This window comes from Streptomyces sp. NPDC088725 (assembly GCF_044751305.1).
In the GTDB taxonomy this organism is placed as follows: Bacteria; Actinomycetota; Actinomycetes; order Streptomycetales; family Streptomycetaceae; genus Streptomyces.
Genome location: NZ_JBIVLO010000011.1, coordinates 61,377 through 77,939, shown reverse-complemented (window position 1 = coordinate 77,939; position 16,563 = coordinate 61,377). Strand labels below are relative to the sequence as shown.

12 protein-coding genes and 1 pseudogene are annotated in these 16,563 nt (G+C 70.5%); 4 read left to right on the top strand and 9 right to left on the bottom strand.

All coding sequences use genetic code 11. From position 1 onward, the window contains the following. Positions 1–211: 211 nt before the first annotated feature. The 3 genes from ACIP6N_RS24900 to ACIP6N_RS24890 all read right to left on the bottom strand — a co-directional run bounded on the left by ACIP6N_RS24900 (position 212) and on the right by ACIP6N_RS24890 (position 4,366). Entirely contained in the window at positions 212–700 is a 489-nt protein-coding gene (locus tag ACIP6N_RS24900) for a glutathione peroxidase (RefSeq protein ID WP_401818955.1), read from the bottom strand. An 82-nt stretch (positions 701–782) separates the two neighbouring features. Then, positions 783–1,685 (bottom strand): acyl-CoA thioesterase, encoded by a 903-nt coding sequence (locus ACIP6N_RS24895; protein ID WP_401818954.1) that lies wholly within the window; start codon positions 1,683–1,685, stop codon positions 783–785. A 107-nt stretch (positions 1,686–1,792) separates the two neighbouring features. Further along, a complete protein-coding gene (locus ACIP6N_RS24890) occupies positions 1,793–4,366 on the bottom strand; it encodes a DEAD/DEAH box helicase (protein ID WP_401818952.1) in 2,574 nt (857 codons plus the stop codon). A gap of 60 nt (positions 4,367–4,426) precedes the next feature. Here ACIP6N_RS24890 and ACIP6N_RS24885 point away from each other — a divergent pair, with 60 nt between their 5' ends. Continuing rightward, entirely contained in the window at positions 4,427–5,221 is a 795-nt protein-coding gene (locus ACIP6N_RS24885; protein WP_401818951.1) for a metal-dependent hydrolase, read from the top strand. 66 nt (positions 5,222–5,287) lie between these two features. Here the strand turns inward: ACIP6N_RS24885 and ACIP6N_RS24880 are convergent, their stop codons facing one another. The 4 genes from ACIP6N_RS24880 to ACIP6N_RS24865 all read right to left on the bottom strand — a co-directional run bounded on the left by ACIP6N_RS24880 (position 5,288) and on the right by ACIP6N_RS24865 (position 10,543). Next, complete coding sequence (locus tag ACIP6N_RS24880; protein WP_401818949.1) at positions 5,288–6,139, bottom strand: endo alpha-1,4 polygalactosaminidase; 852 nt, start codon at positions 6,137–6,139, stop codon at positions 5,288–5,290. 158 nt (positions 6,140–6,297) lie between these two features. After that, positions 6,298–8,079: an ABC transporter ATP-binding protein gene (locus tag ACIP6N_RS24875; protein ID WP_401818948.1), complete on the bottom strand. Its 1,782-nt coding sequence runs from the start codon at positions 8,077–8,079 to the stop codon at positions 6,298–6,300. Beyond that, entirely contained in the window at positions 8,076–9,932 is a 1,857-nt protein-coding gene (locus ACIP6N_RS24870; RefSeq protein WP_401818946.1) for an ABC transporter transmembrane domain-containing protein, read from the bottom strand. The genes ACIP6N_RS24875 and ACIP6N_RS24870 overlap by 4 nt, the downstream gene beginning before the upstream one ends. Positions 9,933–10,093: 161 nt before the next feature. Then, complete coding sequence (locus tag ACIP6N_RS24865; RefSeq protein ID WP_401818943.1) at positions 10,094–10,543, bottom strand: MarR family winged helix-turn-helix transcriptional regulator; 450 nt, start codon at positions 10,541–10,543, stop codon at positions 10,094–10,096. 103 nt (positions 10,544–10,646) lie between these two features. On the opposite strand from ACIP6N_RS24865, the gene ACIP6N_RS24860 reads away from it, so the two are divergent. Together ACIP6N_RS24860 and mltG are read left to right on the top strand one after the other, a co-directional pair. Then, entirely contained in the window at positions 10,647–12,572 is a 1,926-nt protein-coding gene (locus tag ACIP6N_RS24860) for an ABC transporter ATP-binding protein (RefSeq protein WP_401818941.1), read from the top strand. A gap of 384 nt (positions 12,573–12,956) precedes the next feature. Further along, positions 12,957–13,820 carry an endolytic transglycosylase MltG gene (gene mltG, locus ACIP6N_RS24855; RefSeq protein WP_401818939.1) on the top strand — a complete coding sequence of 288 codons (864 nt, stop codon included), beginning with the start codon at positions 12,957–12,959 and terminating at the stop codon, positions 13,818–13,820. 33 nt (positions 13,821–13,853) lie between these two features. Here the strand turns inward: mltG and ACIP6N_RS24850 are convergent, their stop codons facing one another. Together ACIP6N_RS24850 and ACIP6N_RS24845 are read right to left on the bottom strand one after the other, a co-directional pair. After that, entirely contained in the window at positions 13,854–14,942 is a 1,089-nt protein-coding gene (locus ACIP6N_RS24850; RefSeq protein WP_401818937.1) for an NAD(P)-binding domain-containing protein, read from the bottom strand. A 225-nt stretch (positions 14,943–15,167) separates the two neighbouring features. Next, positions 15,168–15,362: pseudogene (locus ACIP6N_RS24845) on the bottom strand (ABC transporter permease); the annotation flags it as partial. A 66-nt stretch (positions 15,363–15,428) separates the two neighbouring features. Here ACIP6N_RS24845 and ACIP6N_RS24840 point away from each other — a divergent pair. Next, positions 15,429–15,851 carry a secondary thiamine-phosphate synthase enzyme YjbQ gene (locus ACIP6N_RS24840; RefSeq protein WP_401818935.1) on the top strand — a complete coding sequence of 141 codons (423 nt, stop codon included), beginning with the start codon at positions 15,429–15,431 and terminating at the stop codon, positions 15,849–15,851. Positions 15,852–16,563: the final 712 nt, after the last annotated feature.

Sequence of the window (16,563 nt, the reverse complement as noted above, 5' to 3'; positions counted from 1 at the left end):
CCCCCGAAGGGTGGGGCTCGCGGCGTCTGGTGCGTGCATCGCAAGGCGGAGGATCGCCCGCGTACTGGACGCACTCGGGCGACTCCGACCACGCGGCGAGTGTGCGTGCCAGGCGTCGCGAGCCAGGCGGGATTTGTACAGACAGACCCTGGATCCCGGTACGGCTCCGCCCCCGGTCCCCGCGCGGACCGGGGGCAGAGCCTTCGGCAGGTCAGGCCGGGAGCTGCGCCTCGATGGCCGCGACGACCTCGGGGGCCTCGGGCTCCGTGCCGGGCCGGATCCGGGCGACGACCTCACCCTTCGGGGAGATCAGGAACTTCTCGAAGTTCCAGCCGACATCGCCGGCGGCGCCCTCGGCGTCGGCGGTCTTCGTCAGCTCCGCGTACAGCGGGTGCCGGGTCTCCCCGTTCACATCCGTCTTCGCCAGCAGCGGGAAGCTGACGCCGTACGTCGCCGAGCAGAACGTCTGGATCTCCTCGGCGGTGCCCGGCTCCTGGCCCGCGAACTGGTTGCTCGGTACGCCGAGAACGGTGAAGCCCCGCTCGCCGTACTGCTGCTGGAGCCGCTCCAGACCCGCGTACTGCGGTGTGAGGCCGCACTTCGACGCGACGTTCACCACGAGGACGGCCTTGCCCTCGTAGGCGGCCAGGGAGGTGGGCTCGCCGGAGAGAGTGTGCAGCGGGATGTCGTACAGGCTCATCGATGTCTCCTTGGTACGGGCGTTCTCTGTCGGTGATATACCCGGCGGCGGAGCGCCGCCACCACCGGTACGGCTGATGTGCCTACCGCGCGGTGGACGGTGCGGCGGTCTGCACGGCGGTGTGCGGCCGGAACAGCCCCTCCTGCACGACGGAGACCAGCAGCCGGCCCTCCCGGTCGTAGATCCGGCCGCGGGCCAGCCCCCGGCCGCCCGTGGCGATCGGGGACTCCTGGTCGTACAGAAACCACTCGTCCGTGCGGAACGGGCGGTGGAACCACATCGCGTGGTCCAGCGACGCCATGTCGAAGCCCCGCGGCCCCCACAGCGGCTCCACCGGAATCCGTACCGCGTCCAGCAGCGTCATGTCGCTCGCGTAGGTCAACGCGCAGGTGTGCACCAGTGGATCATCGCCCAGCGGGCCCACCGCGCGCATCCACACCGCGCTGCGCGCGTCGGTGTCCTTGATCTCCTCCCGCGTCCAGCGCAGCCGGTCGACGTACCTGATGTCGAAAGGCTGCCTGCGGGCCATCCGCTCCAGCGCCGTCGGCAGCTCGCCGAGATGCTCGCGTACCTCGTCGGACACCGACGGCAGGGTCTCCGGATCGGGGAAGTCGAGGCGCGGCGGCAACTGGTGCTCGAAGCCGCCCGGTTCCGGCAGGTGGAAGGAGGCCGTCAGATTGAAGATCGTGCGGCCCTGCTGGACGGCGGTGACCCGGCGGGTCGTGAACGACCGTCCGTCCCTGACGCGTTCGACCTGATAGACGATCGGGACACCGGGCGTGCCGGGCCGCAGGAAGTACGCGTGCAGCGAGTTGACGGGACGGTCCCCGTCGGTGGTACGTCCAGCCGCGACCAGCGCCTGCCCGGCCACCTGCCCGCCGAAGACCCGTTGCAGGGATTCGTCGGGGCTGCGGCCGCGGAAGATGTCGACCTCGATCCGCTCCAGATCGAGCAGATCGACAAGCCGCTCGGCGGGATTTGTCATGGTGCGGTTTCCTCCGGTGTGGTGGCGGGTCCAGGCCGTGTCTTCAAAGTGGCGTCTGGCCGGAGGCCCCGCCCTCCGGGCGGACGACGCCACTTTGAAGACACGACCTAGAGCTGGCCCACGGCGGTGACACGGAGGACGGCAAGGCCCTCCTCGTCGGAGGCCGCGAGGTCGACCTCCGCGCTGATGCCCCAGTCGTGGTCGCCGTTCGGGTCGGCGAACGTCTGCCGTACGCGCCACAGGCCGTGTTCGGGGTCCTCCTCGATGGCGAGCAGCTTCGGGCCGCGCGCGTCGGGGCCCGTGCTCATGTCCTCGTACTCGTCCCAGTACGCGTCCATCGCCTCGCCCCACCGGTCCGCGTCCCAGCCCGACTCGCCGTCCATCTCGCCCAGTTCGCCGACCTTGTCGAGGGCGGCCAGCTCCACGCGGCGGAACATCGCGTTGCGCACGAGGACGCGGAAGGCGCGGGCGTTGCCCGTGACCGGCCTGACCTGATCGGCCTTCTCCTGCGCCTGTTCGGCCGTCTCCACCTCGGGGTTGGCCAGCTGCTCCCACTCGTCGAGAAGGCTGGAGTCGACCTGCCGGACCATCTCGCCGAGCCAGGCCGTCAGATCCTCCAGATCCTCCGACTTCAGGTCGTCGGGGATGGTGTGTTCGAGCGCCTTGTAGGCGCCCGCCAGATACCGCAGCACGATGCCCTCGGTGCGGGCCAGCTCGTAGTGGGACGTGAACTCCGTGAACGTCAGAGCCCGTTCGTACATGTCCCGGATCACGGACTTGGGCGACACGGGATGGTCGCCGACCCACGGGTGGCTCGTGCGGTACGTGTTGTAGGCGTGGACCAGCAGCTCTTCGAGGGGCTTCGGGTACGTGACCTCCTGAAGCCGCTCCATCCGCTCCTCGTACTCGATACCGTCCGCCTTCATCGCCCCGACCGCCTCGCCGCGCGCCTTGTTCTGCTGGGCGGCGAGGATCTGGCGCGGGTCGTCCAGCGTGGACTCCACGACCGAGACCATGTCCAGAGCGTACGAAGGGGATTCGGGGTCCAGCAGTTCGAACGAGGCCAGGGCGAACGTCGAAAGCGGCTGGTTCAGCGCGAAGTTCTGCTGCAGGTCCACGGTGAGCCGGACGATACGGCCCTCCGCGTCCGGAGTCTCCAGCCGCTCGACCACTCCGCCGTCCAGCAGCGAACGGTAGATGGCGATGGCCCGCCGGATGTGCCGCAGCTGCTGCCTGCGCGGCTCGTGGTTGTCCTCCAGCAGATGCCGCATCGCCTCGAACGCGTTGCCGGGACGGGCGATGACGGCGAGCAGCATGGTGTGCGAGACCCGGAACCGGGAGGTCAGCGGCTCGGGGTCGGAACCGATGAGCTTGTCGAAGGTCGTCTCCGACCAGGCCACGAACCCCTCGGGCGCCTTCTTGCGCACCACCTTGCGGCGCTTCTTGGGATCGTCGCCGGCCTTGGCGAGCGCCTTCTCGTTCTCGACCACATGCTCCGGCGCCTGTGCCACGACCAGCCCCGTGGTGTCGAATCCGGCGCGCCCGGCCCGGCCGGCGATCTGGTGGAACTCCCGTGCGCGCAGCGTGCGTACACGCGTGCCGTCGTACTTGGTGAGCGCGGTGAACAGCACCGTGCGGATGGGGACGTTGACCCCGACCCCGAGGGTGTCCGTACCGCAGATGACCTTCAACAGGCCTGCCTGGGCCAGCTTCTCGACCAGCCGCCGGTACTTCGGCAGCATGCCCGCGTGGTGCACGCCGATGCCGTGGCGCACGTAACGCGAGAGATTGCGGCCGAACTTGGTGGTGAAGCGGAAGTTGCCGATGAGATCGGCGATCTTGTCCTTCTCCTCGCGCGTGCACATGTTGATGCTCATCAGCGACTGCGCCCGCTCCACGGCGGCGGCCTGCGTGAAGTGCACGATGTAGACCGGCGACTGCCTGGTCTCCAGCAGCTCGGTCAGCGTCTCGGTGATCGGCGTGAGGCGGTACTCGTAGAACAGCGGGACCGGGCGGGTCGCGGACCGTACGACGGAGGTGGGCCTGCCCGTGCGGCGGGTCAGGTCCTCCTCGAAGCGGGACACGTCCCCGAGCGTCGCCGACATCAGGATGAACTGGGCCTGCGGCAGCTCCAGGATCGGGATCTGCCACGCCCAGCCGCGGTCCGGCTCCGCGTAGAAGTGGAACTCGTCCATGACGACCTGGCCGATGTCGGCGTACTTCCCGTCGCGCAGGGCGATGGAGGCGAGTACCTCGGCGGTGCAGCAGATCACCGGCGCGTCCGCGTTGACGGAGGCGTCGCCGGTGAGCATGCCGACGTTCTCGGTGCCGAAGAGCTTGCACAGGTCGAAGAACTTCTCGGAGACCAGCGCCTTGATCGGCGCGGTGTAGAAGGTGACCTTGTCCTGGGCGAGCGCGGCGAAGTGCGCGCCGGCCGCGATCAGGCTCTTCCCGGATCCTGTGGGCGTGGACACGATCACGTTCGCCCCGGACACCACCTCGATCAGAGCCTCCTCCTGGGCCGGATAGAGCGTGATGCCCTGGCCCTCGGCCCAGGTGGAGAAAGCCTCGAAGAGGGTGTCGGGGTCGGCGTCCGGCGGCAGCTGATCGATAAGGGTCACCACCCCATCTTGCCTGCCTTCTGCCCCCGGAGGGGAACCGGATGTGGGACCGAAGATCATGAGGGATACGCTGGCGTGTCAACTGAGCCTGTACACAACAGCAATGGGGCGGATACGACCATGATGGGACCGGCACACTCTTTGTCAGGGGCGGCGGCCTGGCTGGGGGCAGGAGCCGTGGCCTCCGCAACCGGCTATCCGATGCCGTGGCCCGTACTGGTCGTCGGCGCGCTGATCTGCGCCGGCGCCGCGCTCGCCCCCGACCTCGACCACAAGGCCGCGACGATCTCGCGGGCGTTCGGTCCTGTGTCGAAGAGAATGTGCGAGATCGTCGACAAGCTGTCGCACGCCACGTACAAGGCGACCCGGATGAAGGGCGACTCCGCCAGCAGGAAAGGCGGTCACCGCACCCTGACCCACACCTGGCTCTGGGCTGTCCTCGTGGGCGCGGGCGCTTCGGCGATGGCGATCTTCGGCGGGCGCTGGGCGGTGCTGTTCATCCTCTTCGTGCACATGGTGCTCGCGGTGGAGGGCCTGCTCTGGCGGGCCGCGCGGGTCTCCAGCGACATCCTGGTCTGGCTGCTCGGCGCGACGAGCGCCTGGAGCCTGGCGAACACCCTGGACCAGCCGGGCAACGGCGCGGACTGGCTCTTCACCGGGCCGGGCCAGGAGTACATGTGGCTCGGCCTGCCGATCATCCTCGGCGCGCTGGTCCACGACATCGGTGACGCCATCACGGTCTCGGGCTGCCCGATCCTGTGGCCCATACCGGTGGGCCACAAGCGGTGGTACGCCCTGGGCACGCCGAAGGTGATGCGGTTCAAGGCGGGCGCCTGGGTGGAGAACAAGGTGCTGATGCCGGCGTTCATGGTGGTCGGTGGCCTGTGCGGAGTGGTGGCGATGGGCTGGGTCTGAGCCGGCGCGGGGGTACCGGTGGTCCCGGCACCCCCACAGCGGTCGCGCGCCGCAGATCCGGCTCGCTCAGCAGGACTGGTGGACGTGCCCGTCCGTGCCGGCGGGGCCGACCTCGCGGTCGCGCAGGGTCAGGGACAGCTCTGCTCCCCAGGCCCGACAGGCGGCGGTGAAATCCTTCTTCACGTACTCGACGTCGAAGATCCTGGCGTCGTAGGCGTCGCTGAACTCACCGCACTCGTCGTAGCGTCCGCATTCCTCGACCACGGCGAAGTCGAAGCCGATGTCCCCGTGCTGCGGCAGCAGACCGGCGGTGTTCTTCTGAGCGATGGCCAGGTGCCGCCGGTGCGCGCGGGCGGCCAGGAGCCGGGCGAAGGCGGCCGCGTGCCGGCGGGTGAGCCTGCCGCCGGACCGCTCGTAGGAGTCGAGGTTGTCCGGTTCCACCGCGTCGTAGCCCGCGGTGGCGCAGCCGTCGATCCAGGGACCGACGACATCCATCAGGGCCTGGCGTTTCGCCGGGGTGGAGATGTCGAGCAGCGGCTCGTCCCAGTCCTCGTCGACGATCAGGTCTCCGTCATCGTTCCGCAGGAGCAGGTCCGGGTGGTGTTTGCGCCACCAGGTGACGGCTTCACCGGGCTGCGTCTGGAAGGCGTTGACGTAGCAGATGTTGTAGAGCCCGCCGACGGGCTTTTCGCCGCGGTCGCGGGACACGGCCCGGACAGTCTCTGAGGGCGGGTACGCGCCGCCGAGCTGGTAGTCGAAACCGACGTTCGCGGCCGGCACCCGTACCTTCGCCGGACCACCGGAACCGCTGCCGGCGGGTCCGGGCGCAGGCCGCGATCCGGCGGCGGAACACGCGGTGGCAAGGGCCGCGAGTACGACCATGACGGCGACAGCGGCGCGGGCTGGGCGAAGAGGCACGGAGGCAGCCTACGGGCGGGCCGCGTCCCGATCGGTCTCGGCCGACCCTCCCGATGTCAGTGGTGGCTGCCACACTCAAGCCGTTCCCGACAGAGGAAGGCAGACCATGACCGCCACACCTGCCCCCCAGCGCATATAGGGGCCGGCGCCGCGCCGGCTCAGTCGTGCCAGGAACGCCACAGCGCCGCGTACGCGCCGTCCGCCGTGACCAGGTCGTGGTGGCTGCCCAGCTCGGTGATCCGGCCGCGCTCCACCACCGCGATCACATCCGCGTCGTGCGCGGTGTGCAGCCGGTGCGCGATCGCCACGACCGTACGGCCGTCGAGCACCCGGGCCAGCGAGCGCTCCAGGTGCCTGGCCGCGCGCGGGTCGAGCAGGGACGTCGCCTCGTCCAGGACCAGGGTGTGCGGGTCCGCGAGCACCAGCCTGGCCAGCGCGATCTGCTGAGCCTGGGCCGGGGTCAGGGCCGTGCCCCCGGAACCGACTTCCGTGTCCAGGCCGTTGTCGAAGGCGCGCGCCCAGCCGTCCGCGTCGACCGCCGTGAGCGCCGCCCACAGCTCCGTGTCCGCCGCGCCCGTACGGGCCAGCAGCAGATTGTCGCGCAGCGAGCCGACGAAGACGTGATGCTCCTGGTTGACCAGGGCAACATGCTGCCGCACTCGCTCCGCCGGCATCCGGGACAGCTCCGCGCCGCCCAGGGTGACGCTGCCCGTGCGGGGGCCGTACAGCCCGGCGAGCAGCCGTCCCAGCGTCGACTTGCCGGCGCCCGACGGGCCGACCAGCGCGAGCCGGGTGCCCGGCGGGACGTCCAGCGAGACCTGGTGGAGGACGTCGACGCCCTCCCGGTAGCCGAAGCTGACCTCGTCCGCGCCGACGGTCCTTCCGTCCGGCACCACCGTCTCGTCGCCCGCTTCCGGCTCGATCTCGCGCACGCCGACGAGGCGGGCGATCGACACCTGCGCGACCTGGAGTTCGTCGTACCAGCGCAGGATCAGGCCGACCGGGTCCACCAGCATCTGGGCGAGGAGCGCGCCCGTGGTCAGCTGCCCGATGCCGATCCAGCCCTGGAGGACGAAGACCCCGCCGATGACCAGCACGGCGAGGAAGATCGTCGTGTGCGTGAGGTTGACGACCGGGAACAGCACCGACCGGAGGAAGAGTGTGTACCGTTCCCACGCCGACCACTGGCGGATACGTTCCTCCGACAGCGCCACCCTGCGCCCGCCGAGGCGGTGCGCCTCGACGGTGCGCCCGGCGTCGACCGTCTCGGCGAGCGCGGAGGCGACAGCCGCGTAACCCGCCTCCTCCGCGCGGTACGCCGAGGGCGCCCGCTTGAAGTACCAGCGGCAGCCGGTGATCAGCAGCGGCAGCGCGATGAGGACCGCGAGCGCCAGCGGCGGCGCGGTGACGGTGAGCGCGCCCAGCAGCACGATCACCCAGACGACGCCGATCGCGAGCTGCGGCACCGCCTCGCGCATGGCGTTCGCCAGCCGGTCGATGTCGGTGGTGATCCGGGACAGCAGGTCCCCCGTCCCGGCCCGTTCGAGCACACCGGGCGGCAGCCCGACGGCCCTGACGAGGAAGTCCTCGCGCAGATCCGCGAGCATCCGCTCGCCGAGCATCGCGCCGTGCAGCCGTACCGTCCGGGTGCACACCGTCTGGAGGACCAGCGCGACCGCGAACACCCAGGCGGTGCGCCCCAGCGGCAGTTCGCGCACCCCTTCCGACAGGTCGTCGACGATGTCGCCGAGGAGATACGGGCCCGCCATCGACGCGATCACGGAGACGGCGTTGACGGTGACCAGCAGGACGAACGCGGTACGGTGCCGCCGCAGCAGCCCGCCCACGTAGGCCCGTACCGTCGCCGGTGTCCCGACGGGCAGGGTCGTCGCCGAGCGCGGGGCCGCCGCGTCGTGGTCCGGTGGTGCCAGGCCGATCATGCTGTCTCCCCGATCTCTTCGCGTGTCGGCGCCAGTTCCGTCTCCAGGATCTGTCCCCGCGGCTCCATGACCTGTTCCTGCTCGGTCTCGCGCGTGACGACCTCCCGGTAGCGGCGGTCCGCGCGCACCAGTTCGCGGTGCGCGCTCACGGCCGCGACCGCGCCCTCGTGGACGAGCACCACGCGGTCCGCGGCGTCGAGCAGCAGCGGGGAGGAGGAGAACACCACGGTCGTACGCCCCGCCCGCAGCTTCTTCAGGCCCACCGCGATCCGGGCCTCCGTGTGCGAGTCCACGGCGGACGTCGGCTCGTCGAGCACCAGCACCTCCGGATCGGTCACCAGCGAGCGGGCCAGTGCGAGACGCTGGCGCTGCCCGCCGGAGAGCGAGCGGCCGCGCTCGGTGATCCGCGCGCCCATCGGGTCCCCGCTGCCGCCCGGTGACGCCTGCGCGAGCGCGTCCAGTACGTCGCCGCACCGCGCGGCGGCCAGCGCCTCGCGGATGCGGACGGAGCCCGAGCCCGGTACGTCGAGCAGCTCCGCCAGCGTCCCCGAGAGCAGGACCGGATCCTTGTCCTGGACGAGCACGCGAGCACGCGCGGTGCTCAGCGGCAGATCGTCCAGCGCCACCCCGCCGAGCAGCACGGACGCGCCGCCTGCCGTCTCCTCGCCGGCCGGGTGCCCGCCCAGTCGCTCGGCGAGCCGGCCGGCCGCGTCCGGGTCGCCGCACACCACGGCGGTCAGCTGTCCCGCCGGGGCGAGCAGTCCGGTCACCGGGTCGTGCAGATCGCCGGCGGGACGCGCCGTGGTCTCGTCGGCGCCGGTCGTACCGCCGGGTCCGCCGGCCGCGCTGTCGTACGACGTGCGCCGCAGCGCCAGCACGCGCGCCGCGCGTTTCGCGGAGGGACGGGAGAAGGAGTACGCCATGGCGATCTCCTCGAACCGCCCCAGCGGGAACAGCATCAGCGTCACCGTGCTGTAGACAGTCACCAGCGCGCCCACGCCGATACGTCCGTCCAGCGCGAGGTGGGCGCCGTACCAGACCACCGAGATCAGCATGATGCCGGGAAGCAGGACCTGGCCGGCCGAGATCAGCGACCACATACGGGCGCTGTGGACCGCCGCCTGACGTACCTCCTGCGAGGCGGCGCGGTACCGGCCGAGGAACAGTTCCTCGCCGCCGATGCCCCGCAGGACCCGGAGCCCGGCGACGGTGTCCGAGGCCAGTTCCGTCGCCCTGCCCGCCTTCTCCCGCTGTACGTCGGCGCGTTGAGTGGCGACGGGGAGCAGAGGCAGCATGGCGAGGGCGAGGACCGGCACGCCGGCGGCCACGAGCCAGCCCAGCTCGGGCAGGTAGAGGACGAGTCCCACGCAGATCAGGACGATGGTGACGGCGGCGGCCAGGAAGCGGGAGACCGCCTCCACGAACCAGCCGATCTTCTCGACGTCGCCGGTGGAGACCGCGACGACCTCGCCCGCGGCGACGCGGCGGGTCAGGGTCGAGCCCAGCTCCGCGGCCTTGCGGACCAGCAGTTGCTGGAGCCGGGCGGCGGCGGTGATCCAGTTGGTGATGGCGGTGCGGTGCAGCATCGTGTCGCCGACGGCGATCGCGACACCGAAGAGGGCGATGAGCCCGCCGCTGAGCGCGAGCCGCCTGCCGGAGCCGTCGACCACCGCCTGTACGGCGAGCCCGGCTCCGAGCGGCAGCCCCGCGACGCCCAGGTGGTGCAGCAGGCCCCACGCCAGCGCCTTGAGCTGGCCGCCCAGCTGGCCGAGCCCGAGCCACAGCAGAAAGCGCGGGCCCGACCTGACATCGGGGGTTCCTGGATCGGCGTACGGAAGATCGCGAATCTTCATGAGGTCCCATGACTGGTCGAGTGGCCCAAACCGTGCAAGGTTCGCCTTTTCGACTGTCAGGGGCAATCGCTTTTCGCCGGTGGCGCTCCGATTGAGCCAGTGGGGGCGCGGAGTCGGTCAGGGACGGTGACGGGGTCCGCCAGCGGCGGTGGCGGCGTCCTTCAGCAAGGGTGACGGTGGTGCGGGCCTCCGTCGACCAGCGCGGACAACAGGCCGCCCAGTACGTCGCGCTGCTCGGCCGTCAGGGGGGCGAGGACGCTCTCCGCGGCCGACCGGCGCGCTGCGCGCAGTGAGGTGAGGGTGTCCCTGCCGGTGTCGGTCAGCTCGATCCGGATCACCCTGCGGTTGGTCGGATCGGGTACGCGGCGGACCCACTCACTGGCCTCCAGGCCGTCGACCAGGGTCGTCACGGCGCGCGGCACCACTTCGAGGCGCTTGGCCAGATCGGCCATGCGCGGCGGCTGCTCGTAGAGGGAGAGCGCGCGCAGCAGCCTGGCCTGCGCCGGGGTGATGCCGATCGGCTCCAGGTGGCGCGTCTGGATGCGGTTGATCCGTCGGGTGAGCCGCAGCAGCTGCTCGGCCAGCATGCCGTCCGCGTCGGGGTTGTTCATGCCGGAACATTATCAGGATCTTGTTCATTGTGTACATAGGTAACTGTGAGCTAGGCTCTCAAAGTCGCCCCTGTCGCCGCCGTATTTCCTCCTGAAGGAGCCCATGAAATCCGAACTGTCCACCTGGACACCCGCGCCTCGCCCCGGCGGGAAGGCGCAGCAGCCGGAGTCGCCGCCCGAACTGCGGCGCATCTTCGGTCTCTTCCGCCCCTACCGCGGCCGGCTCGCCGTCGTCGGCCTGCTCGTCGGCGCCTCGTCGCTGGTCTCGGTCGCCTCGCCGTTCCTGCTCCGCGAGATCCTGGACACCGCGATCCCGCAGGGCCGCACGGGGCTGCTCAGCCTGCTCGCGCTCGGCATGATCCTGACCGCGATCGTCAACAGCGTCTTCGGCGTGCTCCAGACCCTGATCTCCACGACAGTCGGCCAGCGTGTCATGCACGACCTGCGCACGGCCGTCTACACGCAGTTGCAGCGCATGCCGCTCGCCTTCTTCACCAGGACCAGGACCGGTGAGGTCCAGTCCAGGATCGCCAACGACATCGGCGGCATGCAGGCCACGGTGACGTCCACCGCGACGTCGCTGGTCTCCAACCTCACGTCCGTCATCGCCACCGTCGTCGCGATGGTCGCGCTGGACTGGCGGCTCACCATCGTCTCGATGCTGCTGCTCCCGGTCTTCGTGTGGATCAGCCGCCGGGTCGGCAGCGAGCGAAAGAAGATCACCACCGAGCGCCAGCGGCTGATGGCCACCATGGCCGCCACGGTCACCGAATCGCTGTCGGTCAGCGGCATCCTCCTCGGGCGCACGATGGGGCGGGCCGATTCGCTCACCAAGTCCTTCGCCGACGAGTCCGAGCAACTGGTCGACCTCGAGGTGCGCTCCAACATGGCGGGCCGCTGGCGCATGTCGACCATCGGGATCGTGATGGCCGCCATGCCGGCCGTCATCTACTGGGTCGCGGGCCTGGCGCTCCAGACCCAGGGCCTCGCCGTCTCGATCGGTACGCTCGTCGCCTTCGTCTCGCTCCAGCAGGGCCTGTTCCGGCCCGCCGTGAGCCTGCTCGCCACCGGCGTGCAGATGCAGACGTCGCTCGCGCTCTTCCAGCGCATCTTCGAATACCTCGATCTGCCAGTGGACATCACCGAGGCGGACCACCCCGTCAGGCTCGACAAGGTCGACGGTGAAGTGCGTTTCGAGGGGGTCGGCTTCAGCTATGACGACAAGGGCGGCGCGACTCTCGACGGCATCGACCTCACGGTCCCGGCGGGCAGCAGCCTCGCCGTCGTCGGTCCCACGGGCTCGGGCAAGTCGACGCTCAGCTACCTGGTGCCCCGGCTGTACGACGTGACGGGCGGGCGGGTCATGCTCGACGGGGTCGACGTACGCGACCTGGAATTCGACACCCTCGCACGGGCCGTCGGGGTCGTGTCCCAGGAGACCTATCTGTTCCACGCCTCGGTCGCGGAGAACCTGCGGTTCGCCAAGCCGGAGGCCACGGACGAGGAGTTGGAGACGGCCGCGAGGGCGGCGCAGATCCACGACCACATCGTCTCGCTGCCCGACGGCTACGACACCCTCGTCGGTGAGCGCGGCTACCGTTTCTCCGGCGGCGAGAAGCAGCGGCTCGCGATCGCCCGCACGATTCTGCGTGATCCGCCGGTCCTGATTCTCGACGAGGCGACCAGCGCCCTCGACACCCGTACCGAACACGCCGTACAGCAGGCCATCGACGCCCTGTCCGAGGGGCGCACCACGATCACCATCGCGCACCGGCTCTCCACGATCAGGGACGCGGACCAGATCGTCGTCCTCGACGGGGGGCGGACGGCCGAGCGCGGTACCCATGAGGAACTGCTGGCGCGGGACGGGCGCTATGCCGCGCTGATCCGCAGGGACAGCAGGCCGGCCGAGCCGGTGATGTCCGGAGATCCTGGGGAGACCTCCGGTTCCGGGGCGGTTTCCGGGGCCGGTTCGGCAAGCGGGTCCGGTGGTACGGAGGCCGGCGCGCTGGCGCCCGCCGCCCCCTGAGACGCGGCAGTGCCGCCGCTTCCTGGGACGGGAAGCAGCGGCACCGCTTTCAGTGCGGGACGTGTCAGACGAGCCAGCCCACGAGGTGGACGAGACCGGCGAGCACGTTGGTGAGGATGTTCATGAGCGATTTTCTCCTTGATGCGTCATGCATGTGTGGGACTGCCACGGATGGGACTGCGCGGTCGAGGTCTGCAGCCCGTCTCCCGCGCACCACAAGAATCAGTCGCCGCAGTGGGAGAAGAGGATGAAATCCAGTGTGATCACACGTTCTGACGAACATCCGATCCTATGTTCGCGCCGTGCCCGTGTCGCCGCCCTTCAGGTGCCGGAATCGGTGGCCACTCCGGGTTAGCGTGCCCGCATGACGAACGACGTGCCCGCATGACGAACGAGCCGGGGCGGGCGAGACCCGGTCGCAGCCCCCGTCTGACCCGGCGTGGCCGCGTGGTCCTGGTGGTGGCCGCCGTGCTCGTGGTGGCGGCCGCGGTGCTCGTACCCGTCCTGCTGATGCGCGGTCGCGGCACCATGGAGCAGTCCACGCCTCTCGTAGTCCCCGAGGGCCGGCGCGCCTCGCAGGTGTACGCATCGGTCGACAACGCGCTGTCCGTCGCGCCGGGTACCACGCGCAAGGCGGTCGCGGGAGCCGGGCTCGCGCTGCCGGAGGACGCGCGGGGCAACCCCGAGGGCTATCTGTTCCCCGCCACCTATCCGGTGGTCGCGCGCACGACCCCGGGCGGGCTGCTCAGATACATGGTCGACACCGCGAACCAGCGCTTCGGGACCGGCCGCATCGGCGCCGCCGCCCGGCGTAACGGTGTCACCGTCTACGAGGCGGTGACCATCGCCAGCATCGCGCAGGCGGAGGCGGATACGAAGGCCGACATGGGCAAGGTGGCCAGGGTCATCCTCAACCGGCTCTCCCGGAAGATGGCGCTCCAGATGGACTCGACGCTCAACTACGCGCTGAACCGTTCCACGCTGGACACCGCACCGGAGGACCTGAAGACCGACAGTCCGTTCAACACCTACCTGCACAAGGGGCTGCCGCCCACGCCGATCGGGAACCCGGGGGACGAGGCGATGAACGCGGTGACGGAAGCGCCGTCCGGCGGCTGGCTCTACTTCGTCACGGTGGCACCCGGCGACACCCGTTTCGCGACCACGTACGCCGAACAGCAGAGGAACGTGCGGGAGTTCAACGAGAAGCGAAGAGGCGGGAGCGGCCGGGGCCGAGCGCGCCGCTGACCGTGTGCACCGGCCTCGGGCCGGTCCGGCCCGTCAGGCCGCCGCGGGCTCGCGTTCCAGCAGCCGCCTGATGTCCCGTACCGCCGCGCGCCCGGCCCGGTTGGCGCCGATGGTCGAGGCCGAAGGCCCGTACCCCACCAGGTGGACGCGTTCGTCCCGTGCCGCGTGCGTCCCCTCGATCCGGATTCCGCCGCCGGGCTCCCGCAGCCGCAGCGGCGCCAGGTGCTCGACGGCGGGACGGAAGCCGGTGGCCCAGAGAATGACGTCGGCCCGCACCGTCCGGCCGTCGTCCCAGACCGCGCCCTCGGGAGTGATCCGGTCGAACATCGGCAGCCGGTCGAGCACCCCCGAGGCACGTGCCCGCGCGATCGCCTCGGTCACCGGCAGCCCGGTCACCGAGACCACGCTCTGCGGCGGCAGCCCCTTGCGTACGCGTTCCTCCACGAGCGCGACGGACGCCCGCCCGTCCTCCTCGCTGAACGGTCCCTCGTGGTAGACGGGCGGCCTTCGCGTGACCCATGCCGTGTCCGCCGCCACCTCCGCGATCTCCATCAGGTGCTGGGTGCCGGACGCGCCGCCGCCGACCACGATCACCCGCAGCCCGGCGAACTCCTCGGGCCCCGGATAGTCCACGGTGTGCAACTGCCGCCCGCGGAAGGTCTCCTGGCCCGGGTAGCGGGGCCAGAAGGGGCGGTCCCAGGTGCCCGTAGCGTTGATCAGGGCCCGCGCCGACCAGGTCCCCTCCGACGTCTCGACCAGCAGCCGCCCGCCCACGCCCTCGCGGACCGTACGGACATCCACCGGTCGGCGGACGCGCAGGCCGAAGCGTTCCTCGTACGCCGTGAAGTACGCGCCGATCACCTCGGACGAGGGCCGTGCCGCGTCGGCGTCCGTGCCGACCAGCTCCATGCCGGGCAGCGCGTGCATGCCGTGGACCTTGCCGTACGTCAGCGACGGCCAGCGGAACTGCCAGGCACCGCCGGGCCGCGGCGCGTGGTCGAGCACCACGAAATCGCTATCGGGTTCGAACCCCGAGCGCCGCAGGTGGTAGGCGCTGGACAGACCTGCCTGCCCGGCGCCTATGACCACCACGTCCACGTCCTGTACCCCGAAGTCGTTCACGTTTCTACCAACAGGGACGGGTGCGCGGATCTTCCCGCTCGCCTCCATGGAGCCCGGCCGGTCAGCGGCGGAGCCCGGCCAGGTCGGCGAAGCGGCCCGGCCGGGTCAGCGGCCTCCGGCGAAGAGCAGCGGTGCGTCGCCTTCCCCTGACGTGGCTCCGCCGGGACCGGGCCGCTCTCCATCGCCGGCGAGCAGCCCGCGCGCGGCCTGCTCCGGCCGAGCGCGGGCGGCGGCGAGCGAGTGCCGCAGCCCGGTCATCGCGCCGGGCTGCGCTCCCGGCAGTCCGACGTGCCGCACCGGCCCCCCGGCCGAGTCCCAACGTGCCTCCGGTTTAGGCGAGTTGTTCGTCCACACCACGGAGGCCGCGTACACGTCGAGACGGAGGCGCAAGGCGGCCCCCAGCGCGATCAGCGCGGTCCGGATCCGGTCAATGGCGTCTCGGCACGCGGACGAGCGACCTCGCGCGCCGGGCGCGAGAATGATCGTATGGCTGACGCATTCACTACCAGGATCCTCAACATCAGCACCGGCGCCGAGGAGGCCGTGACCGACCTGACACGCGCCTGCGAGGATTTCCTCCGGGAGAGCGCGGCGGGCCGCGACGGCCTGCTGAACGTCTTCGTGCCCCACGCGACCGCCGGGATCGCCGTGATCGAGACAGGCGCGGGCAGCGACGACGATCTCCTCGCCGCGCTCCACACGCTGCTGCCCGCCGACAACCGCTGGCAGCACGCCCACGGCAGCAAGGGCCACGGCAGGGACCACGTCCTCCCGGCCCTGGTGCCCCCGCACGCCACCCTGCCGGTCATCGGGGGCCGGCTGGAACTGGGCACGTGGCAGTCGGTCTGCCTCGTGGACACGAACACGGACAACCCGAACCGCCAGGTGCGGCTGAGCTTCCTGGGCTGACCAAGATCGTTCAGCTGGGGCGTGCCGCCGATTCTCCGTACCATGCGTGCGCGAACGGAGAGCATCTTGCACGGTCCAGCCCCACACATGATCGAGCGTCCCTATGACGGATGCAGCAAATGCCTGCTCGGAGTGCGGCGGTTGTCGCGCGTGAAGCTGGCTACATCATCCCCCGAGCGCCAGGGGAGAACGCGCTTACCGCCGCTGCGTCCGTGGGCGCGCACATCATCGGCTGGGCCGACGGCTGGGAGGTCTCAGGCGCCACGGACCCCATCAAGTGTCCGGAGTTGCCCCTGGCTGCGCGATGAGAGGGGCCCACTCAAGCACATCACGCTTAGCCCCAACCGGATCAGGGACATCGCCCGCTCCGCCCTTGTCCTCAACGGAATCTGGAAGTAACCACCGTTGAGAAAACGTCAGTGGCTGCTCCTGGCCTTCCAGGTGAGTCAGGGTAAGTGCCGGTGGCCGGCGGAGCGCGGGGGTCCCGTTTGGCGACGGACCTGCTGGTGGGTGCCGCCGTGGCGTCGGCGTATGACGACGTCCCTGCACGGCGTCCGTCCTCTCGCTCCTTCCCCGCAGCCTCTTCGATGACGAAAAGGTCGCAGTGCCGAACCAGGCCTCAAGGATCCGACGCAACTAAACATGGGTTGCCATTGGGCCTGGTACAGGGCCCCTTCACCGCTTCTGCCGCAAGGCCGCAGCTGAGTACCGG

Coding starts and splice junctions, on each gene's coding strand:
- ACIP6N_RS24900 (WP_401818955.1), bottom strand. CDS start 700: ATGAGCCTGTACGACATCCCGCTGCACACTCTCTCCGGCGAGCCCACC.
- ACIP6N_RS24895 (WP_401818954.1), bottom strand. CDS start 1,685: ATGACAAATCCCGCCGAGCGGCTTGTCGATCTGCTCGATCTGGAGCGG.
- ACIP6N_RS24890 (WP_401818952.1), bottom strand. CDS start 4,366: ATGATCTTCGGTCCCACATCCGGTTCCCCTCCGGGGGCAGAAGGCAGG.
- ACIP6N_RS24885 (WP_401818951.1), top strand. CDS start 4,427: ATGATGGGACCGGCACACTCTTTGTCAGGGGCGGCGGCCTGGCTGGGG.
- ACIP6N_RS24875 (WP_401818948.1), bottom strand. CDS start 8,079: ATGATCGGCCTGGCACCACCGGACCACGACGCGGCGGCCCCGCGCTCG.
- ACIP6N_RS24870 (WP_401818946.1), bottom strand. CDS start 9,932: ATGAAGATTCGCGATCTTCCGTACGCCGATCCAGGAACCCCCGATGTC.
- ACIP6N_RS24865 (WP_401818943.1), bottom strand. CDS start 10,543: ATGAACAACCCCGACGCGGACGGCATGCTGGCCGAGCAGCTGCTGCGG.
- ACIP6N_RS24860 (WP_401818941.1), top strand. CDS start 10,647: ATGAAATCCGAACTGTCCACCTGGACACCCGCGCCTCGCCCCGGCGGG.
- mltG (WP_401818939.1), top strand. CDS start 12,957: ATGACGAACGAGCCGGGGCGGGCGAGACCCGGTCGCAGCCCCCGTCTG.
- ACIP6N_RS24840 (WP_401818935.1), top strand. CDS start 15,429: ATGGCTGACGCATTCACTACCAGGATCCTCAACATCAGCACCGGCGCC.